The organism is Microbacterium sp. Y355 (assembly GCF_059445345.1).
The window spans coordinates 3,073,645-3,096,947 of sequence record NZ_JCAIUD010000001.1 but is presented as its reverse complement, the minus strand read 5'-3'; the positions used below and the strand labels follow the sequence as shown (position 1 = coordinate 3,096,947).

Here is a 23,303-nt window from a genome sequence, read left to right as displayed (position 1 = left end):
GCTACGATCTCCAGCTGAAAATGGTTCAGAACTAAGTACGGTTGTTCAGTATTACGGATACACGCTAACCGCGAGGAGCGCCATCCGTCAACCCGAATCACCCAAATATCCAATTTGCCCACGATGCAGTAAAGTTCGCTATGGTGAACTTGCATACACAGTCAAGGATGACGGCGCGCGTCACCTCGCTATCTGCGTGAGCAAGTGCGAAGGAGCATAGTGGCGAAGCTGACCGCGAGTTCACCCTGGTTTCAACTCGGGGTCGGAGTTTTCGCGCAACTCGCCGGCGGTGTCGTCCTCACAAGTCCGGCCTATCTGATCCCGCTACTGAGCTCCGAATACGGAATGTCGCTTGCGCTGGCCGGAACGGTTGCGAGCACGCCGAACCTCGGGATGGTATTCGCACTTCTGATCTGGGGTGCCCTTGCCGACCGATTCGGCGAAAGACTCGTGCTGAACCTGGGCCTTGCGCTCGCTGCGGTAGTCTGTGCCGTAGGCATGGTCATGACCGACCCGATCGCGCTAGCTGTCTGCTTCTTCCTCGGTGGCGCTGCCATCTCCAGCGGTAACGTCGCCGCAGGGCGACTCATTATGGCGTGGATTCCCAAGAATCGGCGCGGCCTTGCAATGGGGATTCGACAGATGGCTTTTTCCGTCGCCCTGGCCATTGGGGCCCTCACGGTGCCTTCCCTCGCGATCGCCGGCGGCGTGCGAACCGCCCTCATGTTGCCACTTGGTTTCGCAATAACGGGGCTCATCATTTGCCTCATCTTCCTGCGTGAGCCTCCACAGGCTCCAGCACAGGATTCGCACAACATGCCTACCCCGACACCTTCCGTCGCGATGAACCCCTATCGCGCCTCGTGGTATCTGCCCCGCGTGCACGCAGTCTCTACGCTGCTGATCTTTCCCCAGCTTTCCTTACAAACATTCTCACTGGTCTTCTTGATCAGCGATTTGGGCTGGAGCGCACTTGCGGCTGGTGGCCTGATTGCTGGGTCACAGTTCCTCGGTGCGTTCTCGCGCTTACTGTCAGGCCACCTCTCCGATGTTCTGGGGCGGCTCCGTCTCGTTCGATTGATCGCGATCACAGTAGGGCTGGCACTGCTGCTGCTCGCAGCGTCGAGTGCACTCGGTTGGAACGTCGTGACGGCGACGTTACTTGTCATTGCGGGCGCTCTCGCATCTTCGGACAACAGCCCAGCCTTCACCGCGGTTGCCGAATATGCCGGTCCCCGCTGGGCCGGCCGCGCACTCGGTGCCCAGAACACCGCCCAGAACACCGCGGCGTTTCTCGTGGGACCACTGGTCGGGGGCCTGATCTCGGTCGCCGGCTACCCGTTCGCGTTCGCGCTGCTCGCACTCGCACCAGCCGCGGCAGTGCCACTCATTCCGAAGGCGGACCTCGATCAGCCCATGCGTGACGGCGACATCCCGCCTGTGTGAACCACACCGATCGACGTCGACCTCGGCGCCGGGAACTGGAGAAGAAGATGAGAACTATCGCTAGCGGACGACTCGGGGCAGTCCATTTCGTACGTCTTGCGCCGGGTGATGACCTGTACAAGTCGATCATCGAAGTCGTCAAGGAGAAGAACATCCGCACCGGCGTCATCCTCGACCTCACCGGCGCGACGACCAACCTGCGCCTGTCGGTGCCGACCGCGAGCACCGATGGAAGCCACCCCGGAAAGATCATCGACATCCCCGGCCTCACCGAGGTGTTGGGGTCAGGAATCATCGGCCATGTCGAAGAGGACTTCGTGTCGGGCGACGCCGAGGTGCAATACCTCACGGGCGAGCCTTATGCGCACATCCATGTCGCGGCAACCGTTGGCGATCAGACCTATTCGGGTCACCTCGTCGAAGGCACGATTGTTCGCTCCGTCATATCCAAATCGCACTTCACCTTCGCCATCGCCGAGGTTGAGGGAATCGATCTCGCTCTGCGCGTCGAACACAATTCCAACCCGAATTATCCGGGTGGCGTCCCGTACCACGAGCTGACCGAGCTCTGAGGGCTCTGAGGGAGGCCCGCTCACCGGTGCGACACCGGCGAGCGGGCCTTTTCACTCTCCGCTGAAGTCCGCTTCCCGCCGCTCGTTGTACGCCGCAACACCCTCGCGGAAGTCGCTGGTTTGACGGAGCACACGCTGATTCTCGCGTTCCTCCTGAAGCACATCCTTCAGCCTCGTAAGCAGAGGTTGACGCAGCATCTGACGGATCGAGCGAACTGCCAGCGGGGAAGCTGTGGCTATCTCCTCGGCCAACTCGTACGCAGATCGTTCCAAGTCCTCGGGCTCGACCAAGCGGTCACACACACCCATCTCGAGCGCTTCCTCGCCGCCGAAGCGTCTACCTGTCAGGAGCAGCTCGGCTGCATGCTGCTCCCCGATCACCCGCGGCAGTGAGGCTGACATACCGAATCCTTGATTGACGCCGATCCTCGAAAAGTTCGCGGCGAAGCGTGCACGGGGCGTCGCGACTCGAAAGTCTGCGGCGAGCGCCAAACCGAATCCCCCGCCAATAGCCGCACCGTCGATCATGGCGACGAGCGGAAGTGGCTGCGAGAACAAGCGTGGCACCACGGAATCGTGGATGTGCTCGCCCGTTTGTTCTTCGAAGTTGCTCGGACCAAAGTTCATGCCCGCACAGAAATGGCGGCCCGCGCTGCGCAGCACAACAACTCGCGCATCCGTCTCGGCCAGGTCTTCGATTGTCGTGACGAGAGTCTTCAGTAGCTCAAGGTTGAAGAAGTTCTGCTCACCACGGCGGAACGAAACCGTCGCCACATGAGAATTCTCACCGCGGGTTACATTGACCTCAGGCTGGTCATCAACGACAGGCATCACGCGCCCTCGATCCCGGTCAGAGAATCTACGGTGGCGAGGTCTCGCGCCAACTCACGGCCGCCCTGGCTCCACGCTCGGATACCGCCAGTCCAGCCCGGGAATCCGCCCGCGCGCACCGAGGTTACGTTATCCAGTGGATCCTCCTCATCGCCAAGCGCTTCCGAGCCCGCGGCCGCGAGCAGATCCAGTAAGTCTGCGGCGAGTTCGAACTCCGCGCAAGACGCCTCAACTCCCGCATCCAGCGCATCGGCGACTGCGGTCAGCCCGGCCCATTTCAGAGCCGCGGCGATCCGATCGTCGGGAAACCCGGCAGCCCGGCGGTCAATGACAGCTCGCTCCAGACCTACCGTCAGCACGCGGCTGAGCGGACCGGTCGCGACGTCAGCCTGCACGGGCAGGATTCCGGCACCCGCGAGGCCCGCGATCGCGGCATGCGCCTGATCCGAACCATCGGAGGTGAATTCGATGACTGTCTGACCGTCACCCACGGTGTCACCCACCAGCCACAGCAACGGCCAACTGTCGCGATCGACCCCGCTGAGGACGACGCGTGCGTCTGGGCTTGCGGGATGAGCGACGCCGGCAATCGCCTCGGTGATCGTCACCTTGCGGCTGGCCAACACGGCGACCGCGACCGCACTCGACTCGCTCACAGGCTCCAACGTCACCACTGCGGACGGTTCACCAGAAAGCGCACGCGCCCGCTTGCGCAGCGCTCCGGTGTCGAAGAAGTTGATCCGGATGCTGTTCTTTGCACCGCGATTTCCGACGATCGCACCCATTGCGACGGATTCCGCATGCAGCGCAGCCTCGAAGTCACGATCTAGTACTGCATTGGCGACCGCCGTGATCGCACGGGCGACAGGGACGGGAGTGGCTGGCGGAAGTGCTCGGCGCTGCGATTGTGGCCGAGTAATGACTCGCTGCGGGTTGCCCCGGTGTGCCGCCATCCATGCCCCAGCAGCGGTTGTCGCCTCGTCATCCGAGCCGACTATCTCGTCGATCAGGCCGATGTCGAGAGCATCGTGTAGTTGAAACCGCGTACCGGGCACGATGACGTCGTCGAGAGCACGGTCGATACCCAGCCGGTCCACCGCTCGCACGATGCCCCCTGCGCCAGGTATCAGGCCGAGCGTCGATTCAGGAAGACCCGCGACCGAATTCCCACCGTCGTCGATAGCGATCGAATGGTGGCAGGCAAGCGCCAATTCCAGTCCACCGCCGAGTGCCGACCCGTTGATGATCGCGATGATCGGGGCGCGCAGAAGCTCCAATCTCCGCAGGAGAGATTTGCGCATGTCGATATCGGCGATGAAATCGTCCAGCAGGCTCGGATCGACCGCCATTAGTCGGTTCAGATCGCCGCCAGCGAGAAATGACTTTTTGGCTGAGCGGATAATGACGCCGGCAATCTCGTCCTGAATTAGCTCAAGCCGCTCAACACAATTACTCAGTGCCTCTATGTAGGCAACTGTCACTGTGTTGACGGGTGCGTCGGGAGCATCCAACAGCAGGGTCACGACATCGTCGTCCGACCGCTGCCACACGATGGGGGAGGTGGTGTGCATAGTCATCGTTTTCTCAACCCTGTCTCTTTCGCCCAGACTCAATCGTCCATCCGCATTAACGGATGCGTGTGCGACTATCCGGCCTAGATGCACCTTACACAGCCGGGCCGACACGTTGCAATGCATCACACAGTCACCTCTACGTCACGCAGGCCGTCCTCGACGAATCTGAATTGGTACGTTATGCTGTACAACAGTTCGTAACTACGTATAGGGAATTTAGCCGCCCTCGCATGGACAATGGAGACCCAGTGAGCAACGAAACGCTGTCCGCCGAAGAATTCGCAGACCACCTTGAATCGGCACTGAAGGACTCCAACGTGCCTACGCTGCAGATGCTCATCGTGCAGCTGACCGGCGACGAGAAGTGGCTTTTGCCCCCGTACGAGATGAGCCGTTCGCGTGGTGTCGACGACAACGACTCCGGTGGGCTCTCCGAGGAGCTTCAGGATGAGATCCGACGTGGCGCTTTCGATGCCGTCATGGCGTGGCGCACCGGCAAGCCGATCGCGATCCCGAAGCTTCCTTCCGATCAGCTGCTTCGCATGATGCGCGCATCGACCGGCGAGGAAATCCCTGAGGCTTACAGCACATTCCTTGCCGCCAAGATGGAGTCATACACGCATCCTCTCGCCGGGATCCCCGACCTCGGCCACCTGTTGCCCGAAGGATTTCAGGCCTTGATCGTCGGAGCGGGGATGTCGGGAATCGCGCTCGGGATCAGCCTCAAACGCGCGGGAGTACCCTTCACCATCATCGAGCGCGGCGCAGAGGTCGGCGGCACCTGGAATCAGCACCAGTTCCCGGGCGCAGGCGTGGACACACCAGCGCACCTGTATTCGTATTCTTTCGCACAGGGACAGTGGGACACCTACTTCCCTAGTCGCGACGAAGTCCATGCCAACTATGTACAGCTCGCCGACCAGTTCGGCATTCGTGACAACATCGTCTTCAATACCGAGGTCATCGGCTCTCGGTATGACGAAGCAGAGCACGTCTGGCACTCAGAACTGCGCGGGCCTGATGGCAGAGTCACCACGATGACGACTCCGATTCTCGTGAGCGCGGTCGGAGCCTTCAGCTCCCCCAAATGGCCCGCCATCCCGGGACTTGACGACTTCAAGGGTGATCTCATCCACCCTGCCTGGTGGAATCATGACGTCGATCTGAAGAACAAGCGGGTTGGCATCGTCGGCAACGGTGCAACTTCAATGCAGATCGTCACCTCGATCGTCGATGATGTCGAGCATCTCACCGTCTACCAGCGCTCCAAGCAGTGGGCTGCGCCGTTTGCGAAGCTGCACAAGCCCATTCCAGAGGGTGCCAAGTTCCTGTTCTCCGAGGTGCCGCTCTACGACTGGTGGTACCGCCTGCGGTTGAGCTGGAACTTCGACAGCAAGGTGTATGACTCGCTCGTCGTCGACCCCGAGTGGGAGCATCCAGAACGCTCGCTCAACGCGATCAACGACGGCCACCGCCGCTTCTTCACGCGCTACATCATGGACGAGATCGGCGGCCGCGAGGATCTTGCGGAGAAGCTCATCCCTGATTTCCCGCCATACGGCAAGCGCATGCTGCTCGATCACGGCTGGTACCGGACGATGACACGTGACGATGTCGAGCTAGTGACCGAACCCATTGAGAAGATCGACGAGACGGGCATTCTCAACGTAGACGGCACCCACCGCGACCTCGACGTGCTTATTACCGCGAGCGGCTACGACGTCGTGCGCTTCCTCTCCCAACTCCCCCTATACGGACGCGACGGCGTATCGGTACGAGACGCGTGGAACGACGATGACCCGCGCGCTTATCTGGGCACGGTAACGCCCGGGTTCCCCAACTTCTTCATGCTGTTCGGCCCCGGAACATCCCTCGGCCATGGCGGCAGCTTCATCTTCATCACCGAGTGCCAGATCAACTACATCCTGAGCGTGCTTGAACAGATGTTGAGCAACAAGGTCGCGGCCGTCGAGGTGCGCGAAGAAGTGTGCACGGCATACAACGACACCGTCGAGAAGATGCACGACAAAATGATCTGGAAGCACCCCGGCATGTCGACCTATTACCGAAACAAGGCAGGGCGTGTCGTGATGAACAGCCCGTGGCGCACGTCGGAGTACTGGGAGATGACCAGGCAGGCAGACATGTCGGACTTCTCGGTGGTGAACGAGCAGACCCCAGCACTCAGCGATCAACGATGATCGAGGTCACCGCGGTTCAGGATGACGATAGCGCCGTCGGGTTGGTTCGCTTTGCCAATGGCGAACGCAACTACCTGAGCCCTGAACTCTTGAAGGCCGTGTGCGAGGGATATCGTGAACTCGAAGCCGCTGGCTGCCGCGCGATCGTACTCAGCACGAGTTCACGACACTTCTGCGCTGGCGCCGACTTCAGCGGTGATGACCCAGGGAGAACCCGCTCCGAGCGGTCCTCTTCACCTATCTACGATCTGGTTCCGGGGCTCTTTGAGCGAAAAGTTCCGGTCATCGCCGTTACAGACGGCGCGGCGATCGGCGGCGGCCTCGGCTTTGCTCTGAGCGCGGACTTCCGCATCGCCGGCCCCTCTGCACGCTTCGCGGCGAACTTCGCGCAGATCGGCATGAGCCAGGGGTTCGGGCTCACCTATACTCTCCAGCATGCGATCGGCAAACGCGAGGCGTCGCGGCTGCTTTACACGGGCAGGCGTATCGGCGTCGAAGAAGCCGTGCGGATCGGACTGTGTGATTCAGCAGCCGCCTCGCGTGCCGAGGCCGAACAGCAAGCGCTGCTACTCGCACGCGAGATTGCTTCTTCCGCCCCGATGGCGATCCACGCGATCCACGCGCTCTTGAACCCTGATCTGCCGAATATGATCCGCGCGACTCTCGATCTTGAACTCACGCACCAGCAGCCTTTGTACGCGACTGAAGATTTTCGCGAGGGTGTGCTCGCCGCGCGCGAGCGTCGCCCCGCTGTATTCCACGGACGGTGATCCCAGACCATGGCACTGATAGGTCACCTTAAGCCCGGCGATCGGGTGTTCGTCGGTCAGGGCACGGCCGAACCACCCGGGTTGGTGGCCGAACTCCTCGACGCCGCCCACTCGATCTCTGACCTCACAGTGATCTGCGGATACTCGCTGACGCCCAACTGGCTCAGCGCCGCGCCGGGCACGATGCGAGTGCACAGCTACCTCGCCCACGGACCGTTGCGAAAGCTCGCCGCACGCGGACTGCTTGATATTCTGCCGTGGAACTACAGCAGCCTCGAGCGGGCCGTACGACGCAATGAGCTGCATGCCGACGTCGTACTGCTCCAGGTAAGTCCGGCGGATGCAGATGGCTACCACAGCTTCGGCCTGACAGTCGATCACGCTTCTCTGGCTGCGGAACACGCTCGAGTCGTCGTGGCCGAGGTCAATTCGCAGATGCCGACAACCACGTCGCGGCACCGTTTGCACATGTCTCGGATCACCGAAGCCATTAGCGTCGACCGCCCGCTCGTCACCGAGCTGGCTCCCATTCCCACGGCGGAAGAGCAGCGCGTTGCCGAGCGGGTGGCGGCCATGGTTCCCAACGACGCCACGATACAGCTGGGCATCGGTGGGCTCGCCAGCGCGATCGGCAATGCACTGCGTTCACACACAGGCCTCCGCGTTCGAACTGGCATCGCCGGCGATTGGCTCTCAACTCTGCACGGATCGGGCTCGCTGGCTACCGACGCAGAATCCGTCGTGGGCGTCGCGCTTGGTACAACAGAGCTGTACGAATTCCTCGGTCAATCACAGAGCGTGCGAATCGGCCCTATTTCGGAGCAGACCGATACTGAGGATGCCAGCTGGTCTGACCCTCTCATCGCAATCAACTCCGCGGTCGAGATTGACCTGATCGGGCAGGTGGGTGCTGAAGTCGCTGGTGCCCGTTACGTCGGTGGGATCGGTGGCCAGGTCGACTTCCTGCGCACGGCAGCGATGACAGATGGCCGCGGGATCATCGCGCTGACCTCAACCACATCGTCGGGTGCCTCTCGAATCGTCCCCCATCTCGCCGGCCCCGTCACCTCGCTCAAAAGTGATGTCGATCTGATCGTCACCGAATGGGGCGTTGCCGATGTGCGCATGGCAACCCTGCGTGAGCGATTCGACCGGATAATAGAGATCGCACACCCCACCCACCGGGAGCAGCTCAGCGCTCAGCGTCCGTCCTGGATTTGAGCCTGAACGTTACCCCCGGTGAGCGGCGGTCACTTGGCAGCCATCAACTCTGATTCGGTAGCACGGCCCCGCGAAGAATGTCCATACCGGCATCCATCGCGACGGCGTCGGGCTGCTCTTGCCCGGTATAAAACTGACGCTTCATCTTGCGCATCGGCGTGGGGTCGATCGCTGCGAACGACAGGGCCAGCTCGATTGCCTCGTCAAGCGTCCGCTCGGCGGGCACGACGCGGTTGACCAAACGGAACTCCTGCGCTTCCTTCGCATCGAGAAATCGTCCGGTGGCGAGCAATTCGAAGGCGAATCTCGATCCCAGCTGACGAGCAAGCCCCACCATCACCGTAGTCGGCATGATCGAGCGGACGAGCTCGGGGAATCCGAAGGTCACGTCGTCACCCGCGATCACCATGTCCGCGCCCAGTGCGATCGCCGCACCCCCGCCGACAGTGGCTCCACGAACGGCTGCAATCATCGGAGTGCCGAGTCGCCGAGATAGCAACACGAGATCACCCAGGTTGCGAGCGCGAGCGAGCTTCGCAAACGGGTCCGCGCCGTCAGGGAACTCCCGCAAGTCACCACCACCGGAGAAATGCTCCCCCGCACCGGTGATGACGATCGCACGGACATTGTCATCATCGTCAGCAGCGAGCAGACCGGTCATCAGACGGTCGATCACCTCGGAATTCAGTGCGTTTCGCTTGCGAGGGCGATTGATGGTGAATACACGCACGACACCTGCGTCCGCATTGACATCGCGAACGAGTAGGACGTCATTTTCGTCGCTCATGTGAACGCTCCTTCTACTTCGGCTGCATGCGCAGCGCACCATCGAGACGGATTGTCTCGCCGTTGAGCATGGGGTTGTCGATGATCTGCTCGGCGAGCATCGCGAACTCACCGGGGTGGCCGAGCCGCTTCGGGTGTGGCACCGGCGCGTACAGACCCGCGATCAGCTCGTCGGAGTGACGGCTCAGGATCGGGGTATCGAAGATGCCTGGTGCGATCGCGCAGACACGAATCTGCCAGCGGGCGAGATCACGTGCACCCACCAGGGTGAGTGCGACGACGCCGGCCTTCGACGATGCGTACGGCAGCTGTCCGATCTGGCCTTCGAAAGCGGCAACGGATGCAGTGTTGACGATGACGCCGCGGTCACCGTCTCGCGTTTCATTCTTGGACATCGCACTGGCAACGTGGCGCATCACGTTGAACGTACCCGTGAGATTGAGCTTCACCACGCTCTCGAACTGTTCCATCGAATCGGAAGGACTCCCGTCCCGTTGAAGAACCTGGACGGTGGCACCGCGGCCAGCGCAGTGCACAGTCGCGCGGAGCGGGAAGTCCTTGGCGGCTGATTCAACGGCGGCCGCAAGCTGTTCGGAATCGGTGATATCGGCGGCCGCGAACCGGATCTTGCCGTCACTGGCGTCCGCGATTTCCTGCCCCTTCGAAGCCGGTAGATCGATGATCGTGATCGATGCTGCGCGGCTGGCGAGGCGCTGGGCACTCGCCAGGCCGAGGCCAGAGGCCCCACCGGTGACGATGACTGAGCTGTCTGTGAGATCCATTTTCGCTTCCTTACAGTTGTTCGTGGAATCTGATTCAGAGTCGTTCAAGGATGAGCGCGTTGGCCATTCCGCCGGCCTCGCACATCGTTTGCAGGCCATAGCGGCCACCGTTGGTCTCCAGCCCGGTGAGCATCGAGCTGAGTAGGCGGATGCCGGACGCGCCTAGTGGATGCCCGAGCGCGATTGCGCCCCCGAGTGGATTGACCTTCGAGTCATCGACGCCGAACGCTTTCATCCATGCCAGCGGAACCGGAGCAAAGGCCTCATTGACCTCAATGTGGTCGATGTCATCCACCGTCAGACCGGCACGCTCAAGGACCTTCTCACTGGCGGGGATCACGCCGGTGAGCATGAGAATCGGGTCATCACCAGCGACGGCTGTCGCCACGACGCGGGCAACCGGCGTTAGGCCCAGTTCCTTTGCCTTTTCTGCGCTCATCACCAGAATGGCTCCCGCGCCGTCAGTGACCTGTGATGAATTACCTGCCGTGACTTTCCAGTCCATGTCAGGGAACTGTTCGCGCATCTCATCAGTGTCGAAAGCTGTCTTCAGGCCTGCGAGTCCCTCATTCGTCGTCGTCGGACGAATGCTCTCGTCACGGTCGACTACAACACCGTCTGGGCGCGTGATCGACCCGATCCGCGGCGCGAAGACGCCGTCCGAGTCGGCCTTGTGTGCACGAGCATGCGACTGCGTGCTGAGGTGATCAAGTTCCTCGCGTGTGAAGCCGAACTTCTCGGCAACGAGCTCCGCCGCCACGCCCTGATTGACGAGACCGGGATAACGTTCCTTCATTCGATCAGTCATCTGGTCAGCACCCTTTCGGTTGCTTCCCATCGGCACACGGCTCATCACTTCGAGCCCTGCTGCGATCACCACGTCATATACGCCCGCCTGCACGCCCTGAACGGCGAAGTCCAGTGCCTGCTGACCGGATCCACAGCGCCTCTCGACGGTGACCGATGGCACTGACTCTGGATATCCAGCCGCCAGCCATGCGGTGCGCCCTGGCGTGCTGGACTGTTCAAGCACCTGACCGACGCAGCCGACGATCAAGTCGTCGACACTTGCCGGGTCGATGCCGGTGCGTTCGATCAGGTTTGTGAAGGTCTGCGAGAGCACCTCGACAGGATGCACGGATGACAGCGCTCCTCCGGGCTTGCCCTTGCCCATCGGCGTTCGGACGATATCGATGATCACTGCGTCTGGCATGACTTCGCTCCTAGTAGATTCGTCGTTATTCAGTACGAGCGCTCGAGCCCCAGCACGTGCTGAGAGACGTAGTTGAGCACCATCTCCTGGCTGATCGGCGCCAGACGCATGAGGCGAGCCTCTCGGAAGTACCGCTCCACGTGGTACTCCTTGGCGTAGCCCATGCCACCGTGGGTCTGCAACGCCTGATCGGCGGTCTGGAAAGCAGCATCGGCGCACAACCACTTCGCCATGTTGGCCTCTGCAGCGCACGGGCGCCCCTGGTCATAGAGCCAGGCAGCTTTACGTGCCACCAGCGTCGCCGCATCCAGGCGCGTGCGCGCCTCAGCCAGAGGGAAGGCAATGCCCTGGTTCTTGCCGATCGTGCGTCCGAAAACCTCACGCTGATTCGCGTAAGTGACGGCTCGATCCAGCGCCACTCGCCCGATGCCCAAGGACTCGTGCGCGAGCAGAATGCGCTCGGGGTTGAGGCCATCAAGCAGATACTTGAAGCCCTGTCCTTCCTCGCCGATCAATGCGCTCTTCGGAACTCGAAGGTCGTCGATCGCAACCTCGTATGACGCAACTGCGTTGCGACCGAGCTTCTTGATCTTGCGCATCTCGACGTGGTCCGGGTCGATATCCGCAAGGAAGAGCGACATCCCGCGCGTCGGGTGTTCCGGATCGCGCGGCGACGTGCGAGTGAGGAGAATGATCTTCGTCGACTGTCCGGCCTTGGTCGTCCAGACCTTGCGACCGTTGATGACGTAGTCGTCGCCATCGCGTCGCGCCACCGTGGTGATCCGAGTCGTGTCAGTTCCCGCGTTGGGCTCGGTCACGCCGAAACAAACATGCAGATTACCCGCGGCCGCCTCCGGCAAGATCTCGGCCTGCAGTTCAGGAGTGCCGTGCTTGACGAGCGTGTTGAGTCCGAAGATGGTCAGGTGCATCGTGCTGCACCCGTTCATCGCCGCTCCAGAGGCCGCCACGGTCTCAAGCAGAAGCGACGCTTCAAAGATTCCTTGTCCGCCGCCGCCGTACTCCTCGGGCATCGCGATTCCGACCCATCCGCCCTTGGCGAACTCTTCGTAGAACTCGACCGGGAATCGCTCTTCCTCATCGCAGGCGGCCCAGTACTCGTCGTCGAAGCGCGAGCACAGCTCTTTCACGGCGGTTTGAATCGCCACCTGGTCGGGCGTCAGATCAAATTCCACAATCAACTCCTTTTTTCAGCGCTACGCATTTCGCGCAGGTTATAACGAATTCAAATACTCGTACCATCGGATCTACCGTCACGGCCGTTCAGGCGCAGCCGTCAGCGGACGCTTCTTCATACCCATGAACGACCATGGGATGCCGGCGACGGGGTACTTGCCCAGCGCGGCACTTTCGACGAACTGGAACACCTCGCTGTCATACAGGCGCCCGTCGCGTGCGAGCGAGTCAGCGTTGTAGACCAACGAGGCGCACAGACCAGCGGTCTGTAGCTGCGATTCGATCTCGTAGTCGTCCAGCTCGCTCAGCGGGCCATCCGGCAACTCGAACCGCTGCCCGCGGCGGCTGGTCTCGGGCACTGATGCCCCGACGACCTCACCGAATGCCCTGGCCTCTACCGCAGAATCGACAGTGACAGCCAGTTCCGTGCCTGACGGCAGTCGCAAGAAGAAGTCGCCACCGAACGCACGCGGCGCATAGTTAGAGCCGGGCTCGACGCCGATCTGATCCATCAGATGCGCAGCCAGCGATTCGGCCATCGAAACATCTACCGACATACTGCGATCCTTCTCAGGCGCAAGCGACCATGCGAGCACCCAGATCGTGGAAGCAACGCTGGCCAATGGATCCGCCCACGGGGTGCCGATGCCAGACATGTCGCCGCGCGCATTCTGGGTCGCCGAGATCAGACCGGCGAACGCATGAATCGTGGTGCCGTAGGCGCGGTATTCCTTCCAATCACCACTGCGACCGAAGCCACTCGACGCGAGACTCAGCTTCGGCGCGGTCTCGGCATCGCCGACGGACTTCGGATCCACACCGAGCAGAGCAGCTCTGTGCGGGCTTTGGTTATGCATGATGACGTCAAACGGTGCGATATCGAGCGTGCTGTCGTTATCTCCCACCTCGATATCAATGCCCTGCTTGCTGAAGTTGAGATGGTTGAAATAGGCGCTGCGGTTCAGGCCGCTCTCGCCCTTTGCGAACGGCCCACGACGACGGTAGATGTCGAGTCGGTTCGGGTCTTCGATCTTGGTGACCTGCGCCCCCATCGCCCCCAACCATGAGGCCGAAAGTGGGACGGCGAGCACGTGCCCGGCGTCGAGGACAGTCAGTTCGCGAAGTGGAATGTATCCGCGCGCCTCAGTGGCCTCGCGGAACAGTTGGATCGAGGCCGGTAGCGGCGTCAAATCACCGATAGGACGGCCAGCGTTCTTGGCAGCAGCGAGGAACGAGTCGATCGTGTGCACCGTGGTCGCCGGCACTCCTGCACCCTGCAGGGTGACCTCGCACTCGGCAACGGTGCGTGTGCTCGTCCATGCTGCGAGTGCAGCGTTGACCTCGTCTGCACGGTCGGCAGCCTCGTCGATTGTTGCGATGTGGTCAAGAGCGGGCGAAAGAACACCACTGAATCCGACCCACTGGTGCTGTTCGAGCAACAGCACGTACACGGCACCATCGACACAGGGGAAGTTCCCACTCGGTGCTCCGTAGCGCGCGGTGCCGCCCTCACTCGGGCAATCGTTCAGCGCATGAGACATTTCCAGCGCCAGGCCTGTCGCGATTACTGCACCCTGGCCACTGAGATCGACATGCACTGGCCGCCCCGTTGATCGGAGCTCATGCATGCCGTGCAAGGCCGCCATCGCCAACACATTCCCGACGAGCTTGAGGGCGACATCGCCAGCCGGAATCGTAGGCGGTAGCCCATCGGGACCTGGTGTGTGGCCAAGGATGCCACCGGCTGCCAGCAAAGTGACTTCAGAGGCCGGCGCCGCAGCACGAGGATCGTCAAGACCGTACGCACTGGCCGTAACCCAGACCGCACGGTTGCGCTCGACAACCCGACGGACGTATTCAGTGGGCGATCCCAGCGCTGCCCCTCCGACTCCGATGCGATCCACCAGGATGATGTCGGCATCCGTGTCAGCAGCAACATCATCGATGCTCGTTACGCGGCTGATTGTCGCACCAAACTGCCCCAACACGCCGGTCGCAGTCTTCAGGGAGAGGGAATCTCCGATTGCGACGACCCGAACGCCCGACAGCCACGAAGGAACACCCGTACGCGGCTCCGTCGCGCCCAAAACCTCAGCCAGATTCTGAGTCATGTCTCGTTCGTCCTTCCTTGGCACTCACTCGGAACATGCAGATGGATCACTTCAGCGTCATCCATCAAGTTCATCATATCGTACACGCATACGTCTTTATGTACACGCCAGATCTGTTCCATACGCTGAATTCATGCATCGCTACTGCCACCGAGTCGCACCCACAGGTCTTCAGACAGCCCGTACGCCTTCGGTTGCAGATACTCTTCAAGGCCTTCGGTCCCGCCCTCGCGGCCCAAGCCGCTGGCCTTCACTCCACCAAATGGCGCGCGGTAGCCAACCGAATTGCCATCGATCTCGACCACTCCGCTGCGCATCCGCTTCGCTACCGCCAACCCCCGCTCGGGGTCAGCGGTATACACCGCACCGTTGAGCCCGTATGCCGAGTCGTTGGCAATTCGGACCGCATCGTCGACGTCGTCATACGTGATCACTGACAGGACCGGACCGAAGATCTCCTCCTGCGCAATGCGCATCCCCGGATCCACATCGGCGAACACCGTGGGAACGACGAACCAGCCGCGTTCGAGGGGCGATGGGTCTCCGCCCAGAATCAGTCGGGCGCCTTGCGCCTTGCCGCTTTCGATGTACCCCTGCACCACGTCACGCTGACGCGCTGTGACCATTGGTCCGATCTCGGTCACCGCGTCGCGCGGATCCCCGACCGGCATCGAACTCACGAGACTGACGAGAGCATCGAGAAACTCATCGCGCCGATTCCGTGAGACAAGTAATCGTGTCTTGAGCGTGCAGATCTGACCGCTGTTACGCAAAGATCCGAGGCGGAGCGATTGCATCGTGGCATCAAGATCAGCGTCGTCCAGCACGACTCCGGCCGACTTCCCGCCGAGTTCGAGCGTCACCTTCCGAAGCTGTTGCCCGCAGATCCCAGCTATGCGGCGTCCAGCGGCAGATGAGCCAGTGAATGAGACCTTATCCACCAGGGCATGACTTATGAGGTACTCGCTCGCTTCGAGCTCTGCCGGCACCACGTTCAACACCCCCGGCGGCAGACCGGCATCCTCGAAGATCCCGGCGAGTGCAAGCGCGCTCAATGCCGTCTGCGGCGCGGGCTTGAGCACGACCGTGCACCCCGCGAGCAATGCAGGCACGATCTTGACGAGCGGCGCCATAAGGGGCGTGTTCCACGGGACCACCGCTGCGACAACACCGATCGGCTCGCGAACTACGAGAGCTCGACCTGACGAGGAGGCACGCAGATCTTGAAAACTATAAGTTTCGATCAGGTCGAGATAGTCGTCCAGCAAACGCAATGGGGAGCCGACCTGAAGCTCGCGAGACTGCGTGATCGGGGACCCCATCTCCTCCGTGATGAGGTGCGCTAGGTCCTCGGCATTGTTCGCGATCGACGCACGCACGCGCCGAATGATCTGCGCTCGCTCCGCATGAGAGAACGCGGGCCATGGGCCCGTTTCGAACGCGTTGCGGGCGGCGAGGACGGCCGCATCCATATCATCCGTGTTTGCAGACGGGACGAAGCCGATCGTTTGCTCGTCGTACGGTGACACAATCTGTATGCGCTCGACGGAGTGTGGCTCGGTCCAGTCGCCGCCGATGAAGAGATGCTCATAGGTCCGGGAGAACGCCATTCTGCGACTCTCCTTAACCGTGCGCCGCAAGTGACACGTTGGCCACCTTCTCGACAAAGTCAGCGATGACTTCCACGTGTGCCCCCTTGCCAACCTCGCTCATCGCAACTTGGTAAAGGTCACGACTGAGGCTCCCGTAAAACGTCGGCACGCCTAGCTCCGCGGCAAGACCGCACGCAAGTAGCAAATCCTTGTGGGCGAGAGCGAGACTGAACCCTCGATCGCGGTCGCCGTCGAGAACCTTCCGCGCTTGCACCTCGAGATAGGCATTGCGACCACCGCCCTTCGACAAGACGTCGACTGCAACCTCCGGGGCGACACCCGCCTTCGTTGCGATAGCCAGCGCCTCGAGAGAAAGCAGACGCTGCGAGCACGACAGCAGGTTGTTCACCAGTTTCATCGTGTGCCCCGTACCGACCCCACCAATATGCGTGATCGTGTCGCTGATGAGACGAACAACGTCAGTGGCAGCCTCGACGTGCTCATCGTCAGCGCCGAGCATGATCGAGATCACACCCGCCAGCGCCGCAGGTGCTCCACCGCTCACAGGCGCATCCACCAAAATCAACCCCGACGCCCTGAGCTCGTCGGCCATGTCGCGCGTCACGGTGGGGTCGCCGGAGGTTTGATCAATGATGAGCGACCCGGAAGCGAGGTGCTCAGCGAGCCCGTCAGGCCCGAAGATCACCGATCGCACATGCGCAGACGTCGGCAGACACAACAGCACAACGTTGCACGATCTGGCCAGAGTTCGCACATCGGCCGCCGCGCTGGCACCCGCATCGACCAATCGTGCGACCGCCTCCGAGTCGAGGTCGAATACCTGTAGTGGGTGCTGAGTCGCCAGCCGCGTGGCCAGAGCACCACCCATATCCCCGAGACCGATGTAACCGATGTTCATGTGCTTCCTCCGTATGGTCGATGCGCGGAGTGTGCCTGCATCGGTCACTCCGTCTGCGGGTTCGTGGCCTCTTGGTGTTCCTCATCTGTAACCGCGCTGCGCCACTCGGTCCCGCCGATACTGAAGGCATGGTGGACGAGCAACGACCCAGCACCAGCGCCGTGCCAGTGCTCGACGCCAGGCTCGGTCCAGACCATGTCCCCCGCACGGACCTGCAAAACTTGGCCCTCGCGAGTAGCGACGACGCCCTGACCCGCCACCATGGTCAAAAGCTGCCCCTTCTCGTGAGCGTGCCAGTGGGTGCGGGCGCCAGGCATGAAGCACACCGTGCTCATCGCCACGTCAGCCTCGGTGCTGAGTAGAGGTTGCCCCCACACCGTGCCAGTGAAAGTGCCGTCGCGTTGGACTACCTGAGCAGGATTCTCCCCAGGGATAAGGATCATGATGCGAGCCGTCAGTCGACCAGCCGGTCATCCTGATACAGAAGGACGAGTTTGGCAGGGGCAGTCACCCGCACGGAGTCTCCGACCGCAAGATCGCCGGCATCTGCATGCTGCGCGTACCAAAGCCGCTCGCCTACTGTGACGACATACTGCTCACGCCCGCCTTCTCCCAGCACGACCTGCTCCATGATCCCCTCAACAACAATGTCTCCGGGATCGACGGCGCGAGCAGAGCCTGCATGGTCAACGTGAGTGTCTCGAGCTCGAACGAAAAGCTCTAGCTCGTCGCTATCCGTCACGCGTGCTGCGAGACTCTGACTCCCCTGAATGACCGTATCCCCGTATGTGAGCTGCTCGCCATTCTTCGTGATTCGCTGCCTATTGCGCACACCAAGGAAGTTCGCCGCGTAGGGCGAGACCGGGCGTGCATACACTTCAGAGGGCGGCCCAACCTGTTCGATCCGCCCCTCACGCATGAGGACGATCCGGTCACCCATCTCAAGCGCTTCCTCTTGATCGTGAGTGATGTGAATCGCGGTGTACCCCAGCGCGCGATGCAGGCGGAGCAATTCCGTGCGCAGGGAAACCCGCAGCAGTGCATCGAGGGCGCTCAACGGCTCATCGAGCAGCAGAACATTGGGTTCGTAAACCAGGGCACGAGCAAGGGCGATGCGCTGTTGCTGACCACCGCTCAGCTCTGCGGGCAGTCGCTTCGCCAGATGGGAGCATTCAAGGGATTCGAGGACCTTGGTCACACGCTCGTCACGTTCTGCCTTGGGGACTCTGCGCATCTTGAGCGGGTAGGCGACATTGTCTGCCACCGTCATGTGCGGCCACAGTGCGTAGTTCTGGAACACCATGCCGACGTTGCGGCGGTTGACCTTGACGTCGATCTTCTCGGACGCGTCATAGACTGCCGCGCCGTCGATGGTGATCTTGCCGTCGGTCGGGCTTTCAAGACCCGCAATGCAACGGATGAGCGTCGACTTGCCACACCCACTCGGTCCGACGATCACGACGTATTCGCCGCGCTTCACCTCGAGGTTGAGGTCTTGCACTGCGTTGACTGTGCGGCCTTTGCTTGAGAACGACTTTCCCACCCCAGTCAGTGAGGTGCTGATCTCGGCGCCCTGGTGCCGCACGGGACGAGAAGTTGTCGCTACTGCGTTTACAGCGCTCATGGTCACTGAATCTCCAATACTGCTTCGTCGCTGAAGCCAATAGGGGTGTGTAGTGGAATCCGATCGTTCTCGTGATCGTAATTACGTACACGTGTACTTTACTGCGAACGCGGGATGCGGTCAAGGTGCCGTTTCGGCCGCACTCTTCGGATGAACTAGATGGAATGCTGCAGGCCGCCATCGATGGCGATGGCCTGTCCGGTGATGTAGCGCGTCAGTGCCTTGGCCCAGGTCACCACAGCCACCTTTGCGGGGGCGGATGCGTTCATCTCATACGATTCCTTCTTGCCCGCGATATTGATGATCGCCCCGCTGTCGATTCGAACGAAGCCCGAGATGACGCGGCTGACCAGGCGCTCTCGATCGGTCGGGACGAGCACGTTTGTGACCAGTGAAACGATCCGCCCCTCCGGCGCCTCGCTCACGAGCACGTCCAGAATTTCGTTCCGCCGCGCCGCCGCAATGACGGCGCTCCGCGCGCGAATTGGAGCGCGATCTCTCGCCCGATGCCGGCGCTTGCCCCGGTAACGACGACGACTTTGTCAGCAAGGCAAAGATCCATGCGACTATCCGGCCGTCAGCCGATCTTGACCAGAGAGCCACCGTCGACGGGGAGAGACGCGCCAGTGATGAAGCCGGCCTCGTCCGACGCGAGGAACACCGCAGCATTCGCGGTATCCCAGCCCGTGCCCACGCGGCCCTTCAAAGGGATCTTCGCCTTGCGCTGCTCGATCAGATCTTCGCGCGATACGCCGAGCATCTGGGCACGCATATCAACAGCCATGGCCGTTTCCATGATTCCCGGGAGAATCGCATTGGCACGCACGCCGTACTCGGCGTTGCGAATTGCGAACTGCTGAGTGAATGCGATCATCCCTGCCTTGCTCGCACGGTAGGCAACGTTGACCGACCCGGTCTCGATCGCAGCGATGGAGGCGACGTTGATGAGGACTCCACTGCGTTGCTCGCGCATGATCGGTTCGACGAGCTGTGCGGCGAACACAGCGCCTTTGAGGTTGACGTCCATGAGGAGGTCGAACGACTCAGCCGTCACCGTATCAAGCGGTCCATCTCCACCGCCGATACTTATGCCGACGTTGTAGTGAAGGATGTCAATTCGACCCCACTTCTGCATCGCATGATCGATGGCTCGCTGGAGCGAGTCGCGAGATCGCACGTCGGCCTCGAAAGCCTCCGAGTCGCTTTCTGCCGCAACGTCGAGAGTGTCCTGTGCGGAAGTCAGGTCGCGGTCGACCGCGAGAACCCGCGCGCCTTCCTCGATGAAGCGCAGCACAGTGGCCCGGCCGTTGCCGATCGATGCCCCCGGCGTCTGGCCCGCGCCCAGCACGATGGCGATCTTGTCTTGGAGTCTTCCCACGGTCATTCCCCTTCAAAGTACGGAACAAATTGATACTGCGATCGCCCATTTCTTGTCGAGCAACCGGAGTCACAGCGAGTTGAGCGCAGACTTGCCTCCGACACGAAGAGCAATCGCAAGGATCACGATCGTGATCGCGGACATCAGGAGTGACATCACGGCGACGGCCGGCATGCTGCCGTCCTCGGAATACTGGAACAAAAGTGTTCCCATCACCTGCATCCGCGGAGATCTCACCATGACCGAAACCGCAAAGTCATTGGACAACATCACGAACGACAACGCGAGCGCGGCAGCGATACCGCGGCGCGTCACCGGTAGGGCGATGGTGCGGATCATCGTGAACGAGCCTGCACCAGCTACCCGAGATGCCTCGAACAAGGACTGATGCACGCCGATCAAGCTGGAGTACTGCGATCGCAACGCGAACGGCAACACGATGAAGATATAGCCGATGACGAACAGTGCCAAAGTCCCGAAGAGCGAGAACGGAGGTCGAATGAACACGAACACGACCGCGATTCCGAGCAGCGCACGGGGGACAGCCAGTGGGGCAATGAAGATGAAATCGAGTGCCTTCATCACAAGCGCTGGAGCTTTGAGCACACCGCTCAACGCCAGCGCAGCCATGAAACCGATGGGAAGCACAATCAAGACCGCAAGCGCAGAGGCGACCAAGGTATTGATGACGGACTCGAGCACTCGAGGGTCACCGAGCACTGTACGGAGGTGCTCAGTGGTGAATCCCGCTCCCAGATCGCCACTCCAGTATTTAGAGAATGCAACCAGGGTGACCGCGAGCAGCGGCATCAAGACTCCGATGATGAAGTACGCGATTACGAGCACAGTTGCTCCGACAGAGCCCTTCTGAGTGGAACCTCGACCGGTGCTGTCTGTCATGTACCGGCGCTGATCACCGACCGCACGCCGCTGAGCCAAAATGGCGAGAACTCCGAAAATGAGCAGCGGCAGGCCAAGAGCCGCAGTCAGCGGATAGTCGATCGGCGATTCCTCGCGGATCTTGAAAATCTCGGTAGAGATGACATCGATACGATTTCGGGTTCCCAGGAAGAGCGGAGCCGTGAACTGCCCCAGCAATGTCAGAAAAACGATTACCATGCTGGCCACTACGGCCGGCCTCAGCAGCGGGAGGGAAATCGTCATGAAGCTGCGGAGTGCCGACGCACCGGCAACGCGCGCCGCCGATTCCACCGATCCGCTGATCTCCATCAGCCGAGGGAACACGAAGGCAAAGACCAGCCCTGCCATATCAATGGCCGCGATGAGGATGATTCCCGTCGCCGAATAGACATTCAGCGGTCCCGACTCTAGATGGGAGAAGAAGGGAAGCGATCTGAGGAAAGAGTTGCCGTAACCCACCTCAGGAGAGAAGAGAAAGATCCAACCGTATATGACCGCAACGGGAGGCATAACGAGCGGAACCAGTGGGAGCATGGACAAGAATCCACGCAAGCGCACAGGGGCCCGCATGATCGCGGCGGCAAGCGCCACGGCGATCACTACAGCGATCACGGTCGATCCCGCCGCGAGTCCGACCGTCATGCCGATCGTAGAAACGATGCTTGGCATCTCGATCAGGCGCTGGAACGCAGAGCCGCCGTCCTCGAACATTCGGGCAAAGAAGAGAAGCACCGGTCCGACTACAAAGAGCAAGAGCGCAATGCAGAGCAGGTACCAAAGGTACGAGGAATACCCGAACTTCCGGCCGCCATTACTCGCCGGGTTCTTAAGTCTCAACGTCGTTGTGTCGACGCTGTCCGACTGCTTGATTGAAGTTGCCATTCAACTGCCGCCTAACACATCTTCTGATAAAAACCACAGCTTGCAAAGGGTGAACGAGCCGCTGGTGTGCAGTGAACGGACGTTCCCCGATCACTGCACACCGGCCGAGCCTTGCTTTCAGCCGAAGCGCGGCGTCCAGTGGTCAGCGAGCCATTGCTTGTAGTACTCCGTTGTCCACACGTCGGCATCGAGGGTGGCGACGTCACCCCACGGGATTGCGCCGTCCACTGTGAGGGGCACACTTCCGCCGCCGAGCTCTGAGACGAATGATTCTGCACCGGTTTTGCTCATCAACCAGTTCATGAGAACCATGGCCGCATTAGGGTGCGGGCTGCCCTTGATCGCCGCAGCTCTGTAGAGCGATCCGGCAATCGCCTCGGTGGGCCACACGACGTCGATCGGTGCGCCGTTCTCCATCAGCGGCTGCACGGATGTGGTCTGGTTGGGATAGGCATAGTCAAAGGTTCCCGCTGCAAGGTTGTCTGCAAGAACAGTGTTGTTCGCCTCTATGACGTAATTCGTTGCGGCAAGCTGATCGAGGATCTCGTCGCCGTACTCCTCTCGAAGAACTTCATACTGGAAAGCGATGGACGACGCGATCGTGGCGTCGACGATTCCGATCTTCGCATCAGGATTCTCATCGAGGAGATCTTTCAGATCCCCTGAAGGAGTCTTCTGATCGGTGCGGAATGCGAGGCTGTATGGCTGCGAATACACCGTCGCAAAGCTCTTCCCATCGAGAAGCTCTTCCCATCCATCATCCGCTTGATCCGGACTCACGAGCAGCGAGAGGAAGTTGTCCCCGTTGGTGTCGAACCAGCCGGGGGAAGCATGCATCGTCATGTCTGCTCCTGCGACTTCAGCTTCGATCTCCTGGTCAAGACGACCGATCGTGTCACCAGTCGCCCCGTAGATGCTCGTCACGGTGATGCCGGTCTCGGCCTCAAAATCTGCGAACACCTTCTCCGACCCCTTGAGCGAGCGATAAAGAACGACTTCGCCTTCTTCTTGCGCGGCCTCGACGATTTTGTCCCAGGCAGCCTGATCGACGACAGATGGTGCGCCGCCGACCTCGAAGTCAGCGGCGCCTTCCGCGTCACCGCCGCCATCGTTACTACTGCAGGCCGTGAGGGCGGTGGCCACGACCACCGCTGTGCCGACATACGCGAGGAGGCGCTGTCGCCTCGTCGCGCGTGAATACATTTGCTGCCCCATTATCGATTCCTCCATTGGACTCGCGGTGCGGTGTGAGCCGCCCTTTTGGTGAGGCGGGCGCTCATCGTTGA

General features: G+C 61.2%; 20 protein-coding genes. 5 read left to right on the top strand and 15 right to left on the bottom strand.

Annotated features, from left to right (window positions below; all coding sequences use genetic code 11):
* Positions 1 to 219: 219 nt before the first annotated feature.
* Both AC1C2O_RS14925 and AC1C2O_RS14920 read left to right on the top strand, forming a co-directional pair.
* Positions 220 to 1,446 (top strand): MFS transporter, encoded by a 1,227-nt coding sequence (locus AC1C2O_RS14925; RefSeq protein WP_495431227.1) that lies wholly within the window; start codon positions 220 to 222, stop codon positions 1,444 to 1,446.
* 47 nt (positions 1,447 to 1,493) lie between these two features.
* Complete coding sequence (locus AC1C2O_RS14920; RefSeq protein WP_495431226.1) at positions 1,494 to 2,018, top strand: PPC domain-containing DNA-binding protein; 525 nt, start codon at positions 1,494 to 1,496, stop codon at positions 2,016 to 2,018.
* Between the two features lie 51 nt (positions 2,019 to 2,069).
* Here AC1C2O_RS14920 and AC1C2O_RS14915 read toward each other — a convergent pair whose 3' ends face one another.
* Positions 2,070 to 2,792 carry an enoyl-CoA hydratase/isomerase family protein gene (locus tag AC1C2O_RS14915; RefSeq protein ID WP_495431225.1) on the bottom strand — a complete coding sequence of 241 codons (723 nt, stop codon included), beginning with the start codon at positions 2,790 to 2,792 and terminating at the stop codon, positions 2,070 to 2,072.
* A gap of 56 nt (positions 2,793 to 2,848) precedes the next feature.
* Positions 2,849 to 4,426: an enoyl-CoA hydratase/isomerase family protein gene (locus AC1C2O_RS14910; RefSeq protein ID WP_495431224.1), complete on the bottom strand. Its 1,578-nt coding sequence runs from the start codon at positions 4,424 to 4,426 to the stop codon at positions 2,849 to 2,851.
* A gap of 245 nt (positions 4,427 to 4,671) precedes the next feature.
* Here AC1C2O_RS14910 and AC1C2O_RS14905 point away from each other — a divergent pair, with 245 nt between their 5' ends.
* The 3 genes from AC1C2O_RS14905 to AC1C2O_RS14895 are packed head-to-tail and all read left to right on the top strand — an operon-like array spanning position 4,672 to position 8,615.
* Positions 4,672 to 6,624 carry a flavin-containing monooxygenase gene (locus tag AC1C2O_RS14905; protein WP_495431223.1) on the top strand — a complete coding sequence of 651 codons (1,953 nt, stop codon included), beginning with the start codon at positions 4,672 to 4,674 and terminating at the stop codon, positions 6,622 to 6,624.
* On the top strand, positions 6,621 to 7,394 hold the full coding sequence (locus tag AC1C2O_RS14900) for an enoyl-CoA hydratase/isomerase family protein (RefSeq protein ID WP_495431222.1): 774 nt from the start codon (positions 6,621 to 6,623) through the stop codon (positions 7,392 to 7,394). Before AC1C2O_RS14905 ends, AC1C2O_RS14900 begins: the two co-directional genes overlap by 4 nt.
* A gap of 9 nt (positions 7,395 to 7,403) precedes the next feature.
* Positions 7,404 to 8,615, top strand: coding sequence for an acetyl-CoA hydrolase/transferase family protein (locus AC1C2O_RS14895; protein WP_495431221.1), 1,212 nt, complete (start codon positions 7,404 to 7,406; stop codon positions 8,613 to 8,615).
* Between the two features lie 43 nt (positions 8,616 to 8,658).
* Here the strand turns inward: AC1C2O_RS14895 and AC1C2O_RS14890 are convergent, their stop codons facing one another.
* The 13 genes from AC1C2O_RS14890 to AC1C2O_RS14830 all read right to left on the bottom strand — a co-directional run bounded on the left by AC1C2O_RS14890 (position 8,659) and on the right by AC1C2O_RS14830 (position 23,232).
* Positions 8,659 to 9,402, bottom strand: coding sequence for an enoyl-CoA hydratase/isomerase family protein (locus AC1C2O_RS14890; protein WP_495431220.1), 744 nt, complete (start codon positions 9,400 to 9,402; stop codon positions 8,659 to 8,661).
* Positions 9,403 to 9,415: 13 nt separating this feature from the next.
* Positions 9,416 to 10,183 carry an SDR family NAD(P)-dependent oxidoreductase gene (locus tag AC1C2O_RS14885; protein WP_495431219.1) on the bottom strand — a complete coding sequence of 256 codons (768 nt, stop codon included), beginning with the start codon at positions 10,181 to 10,183 and terminating at the stop codon, positions 9,416 to 9,418.
* A gap of 34 nt (positions 10,184 to 10,217) precedes the next feature.
* Entirely contained in the window at positions 10,218 to 11,396 is a 1,179-nt protein-coding gene (locus tag AC1C2O_RS14880) for a thiolase family protein (protein WP_495431218.1), read from the bottom strand.
* Between the two features lie 29 nt (positions 11,397 to 11,425).
* Positions 11,426 to 12,589 carry an acyl-CoA dehydrogenase family protein gene (locus tag AC1C2O_RS14875; RefSeq protein WP_495431217.1) on the bottom strand — a complete coding sequence of 388 codons (1,164 nt, stop codon included), beginning with the start codon at positions 12,587 to 12,589 and terminating at the stop codon, positions 11,426 to 11,428.
* Positions 12,590 to 12,667: 78 nt separating this feature from the next.
* Positions 12,668 to 14,701, bottom strand: a complete 2,034-nt coding sequence (locus AC1C2O_RS14870; protein WP_495431216.1) for a CoA transferase — start codon at positions 14,699 to 14,701, stop codon at positions 12,668 to 12,670.
* A 131-nt stretch (positions 14,702 to 14,832) separates the two neighbouring features.
* On the bottom strand, positions 14,833 to 16,311 hold the full coding sequence (locus AC1C2O_RS14865) for an aldehyde dehydrogenase (RefSeq protein ID WP_495431215.1): 1,479 nt from the start codon (positions 16,309 to 16,311) through the stop codon (positions 14,833 to 14,835).
* Positions 16,312 to 16,324: 13 nt separating this feature from the next.
* Positions 16,325 to 17,212: an NAD(P)-dependent oxidoreductase gene (locus AC1C2O_RS14860; RefSeq protein WP_495431214.1), complete on the bottom strand. Its 888-nt coding sequence runs from the start codon at positions 17,210 to 17,212 to the stop codon at positions 16,325 to 16,327.
* A gap of 44 nt (positions 17,213 to 17,256) precedes the next feature.
* The gene (locus tag AC1C2O_RS14855) at positions 17,257 to 17,655 is read right to left on the bottom strand and encodes a cupin domain-containing protein (RefSeq protein ID WP_495431213.1); all 399 of its coding nucleotides are present in this window, start codon (positions 17,653 to 17,655) and stop codon (positions 17,257 to 17,259) included.
* 11 nt (positions 17,656 to 17,666) lie between these two features.
* On the bottom strand, positions 17,667 to 18,836 hold the full coding sequence (locus AC1C2O_RS14850) for an ABC transporter ATP-binding protein (protein ID WP_495431212.1): 1,170 nt from the start codon (positions 18,834 to 18,836) through the stop codon (positions 17,667 to 17,669).
* A 155-nt stretch (positions 18,837 to 18,991) separates the two neighbouring features.
* Positions 18,992 to 19,267 (bottom strand): hypothetical protein, encoded by a 276-nt coding sequence (locus AC1C2O_RS14845; protein WP_495431211.1) that lies wholly within the window; start codon positions 19,265 to 19,267, stop codon positions 18,992 to 18,994.
* 146 nt (positions 19,268 to 19,413) lie between these two features.
* The gene (locus AC1C2O_RS14840) at positions 19,414 to 20,214 is read right to left on the bottom strand and encodes an SDR family NAD(P)-dependent oxidoreductase (RefSeq protein WP_495431210.1); all 801 of its coding nucleotides are present in this window, start codon (positions 20,212 to 20,214) and stop codon (positions 19,414 to 19,416) included.
* A 69-nt stretch (positions 20,215 to 20,283) separates the two neighbouring features.
* Entirely contained in the window at positions 20,284 to 22,017 is a 1,734-nt protein-coding gene (locus AC1C2O_RS14835) for an ABC transporter permease (RefSeq protein WP_495431208.1), read from the bottom strand.
* Positions 22,018 to 22,134: 117 nt separating this feature from the next.
* Complete coding sequence (locus AC1C2O_RS14830) at positions 22,135 to 23,232, bottom strand: ABC transporter substrate-binding protein (RefSeq protein ID WP_495431207.1); 1,098 nt, start codon at positions 23,230 to 23,232, stop codon at positions 22,135 to 22,137.
* Between the last annotated feature and the right edge of the window lie 71 nt (positions 23,233 to 23,303).

Bases quoted from the DNA above. Each gene is read 5' to 3' on its own strand.
- AC1C2O_RS14920 (WP_495431226.1), top strand. From the start codon at position 1,494: ATGAGAACTATCGCTAGCGGACGACTCGGGGCAGTCCATTTCGTACGT.
- AC1C2O_RS14910 (WP_495431224.1), bottom strand. From the start codon at position 4,426: ATGACTATGCACACCACCTCCCCCATCGTGTGGCAGCGGTCGGACGAC.
- AC1C2O_RS14900 (WP_495431222.1), top strand. From the start codon at position 6,621: ATGATCGAGGTCACCGCGGTTCAGGATGACGATAGCGCCGTCGGGTTG.
- AC1C2O_RS14895 (WP_495431221.1), top strand. From the start codon at position 7,404: ATGGCACTGATAGGTCACCTTAAGCCCGGCGATCGGGTGTTCGTCGGT.
- AC1C2O_RS14890 (WP_495431220.1), bottom strand. From the start codon at position 9,402: ATGAGCGACGAAAATGACGTCCTACTCGTTCGCGATGTCAATGCGGAC.
- AC1C2O_RS14885 (WP_495431219.1), bottom strand. From the start codon at position 10,183: ATGGATCTCACAGACAGCTCAGTCATCGTCACCGGTGGGGCCTCTGGC.
- AC1C2O_RS14880 (WP_495431218.1), bottom strand. From the start codon at position 11,396: ATGCCAGACGCAGTGATCATCGATATCGTCCGAACGCCGATGGGCAAG.
- AC1C2O_RS14870 (WP_495431216.1), bottom strand. From the start codon at position 14,701: ATGACTCAGAATCTGGCTGAGGTTTTGGGCGCGACGGAGCCGCGTACG.
- AC1C2O_RS14865 (WP_495431215.1), bottom strand. From the start codon at position 16,311: ATGGCGTTCTCCCGGACCTATGAGCATCTCTTCATCGGCGGCGACTGG.
- AC1C2O_RS14860 (WP_495431214.1), bottom strand. From the start codon at position 17,212: ATGAACATCGGTTACATCGGTCTCGGGGATATGGGTGGTGCTCTGGCC.
- AC1C2O_RS14855 (WP_495431213.1), bottom strand. From the start codon at position 17,655: ATGATCCTTATCCCTGGGGAGAATCCTGCTCAGGTAGTCCAACGCGAC.
- AC1C2O_RS14850 (WP_495431212.1), bottom strand. From the start codon at position 18,836: ATGAGCGCTGTAAACGCAGTAGCGACAACTTCTCGTCCCGTGCGGCAC.
- AC1C2O_RS14835 (WP_495431208.1), bottom strand. From the start codon at position 22,017: ATGGCAACTTCAATCAAGCAGTCGGACAGCGTCGACACAACGACGTTG.
- AC1C2O_RS14830 (WP_495431207.1), bottom strand. From the start codon at position 23,232: ATGGGGCAGCAAATGTATTCACGCGCGACGAGGCGACAGCGCCTCCTC.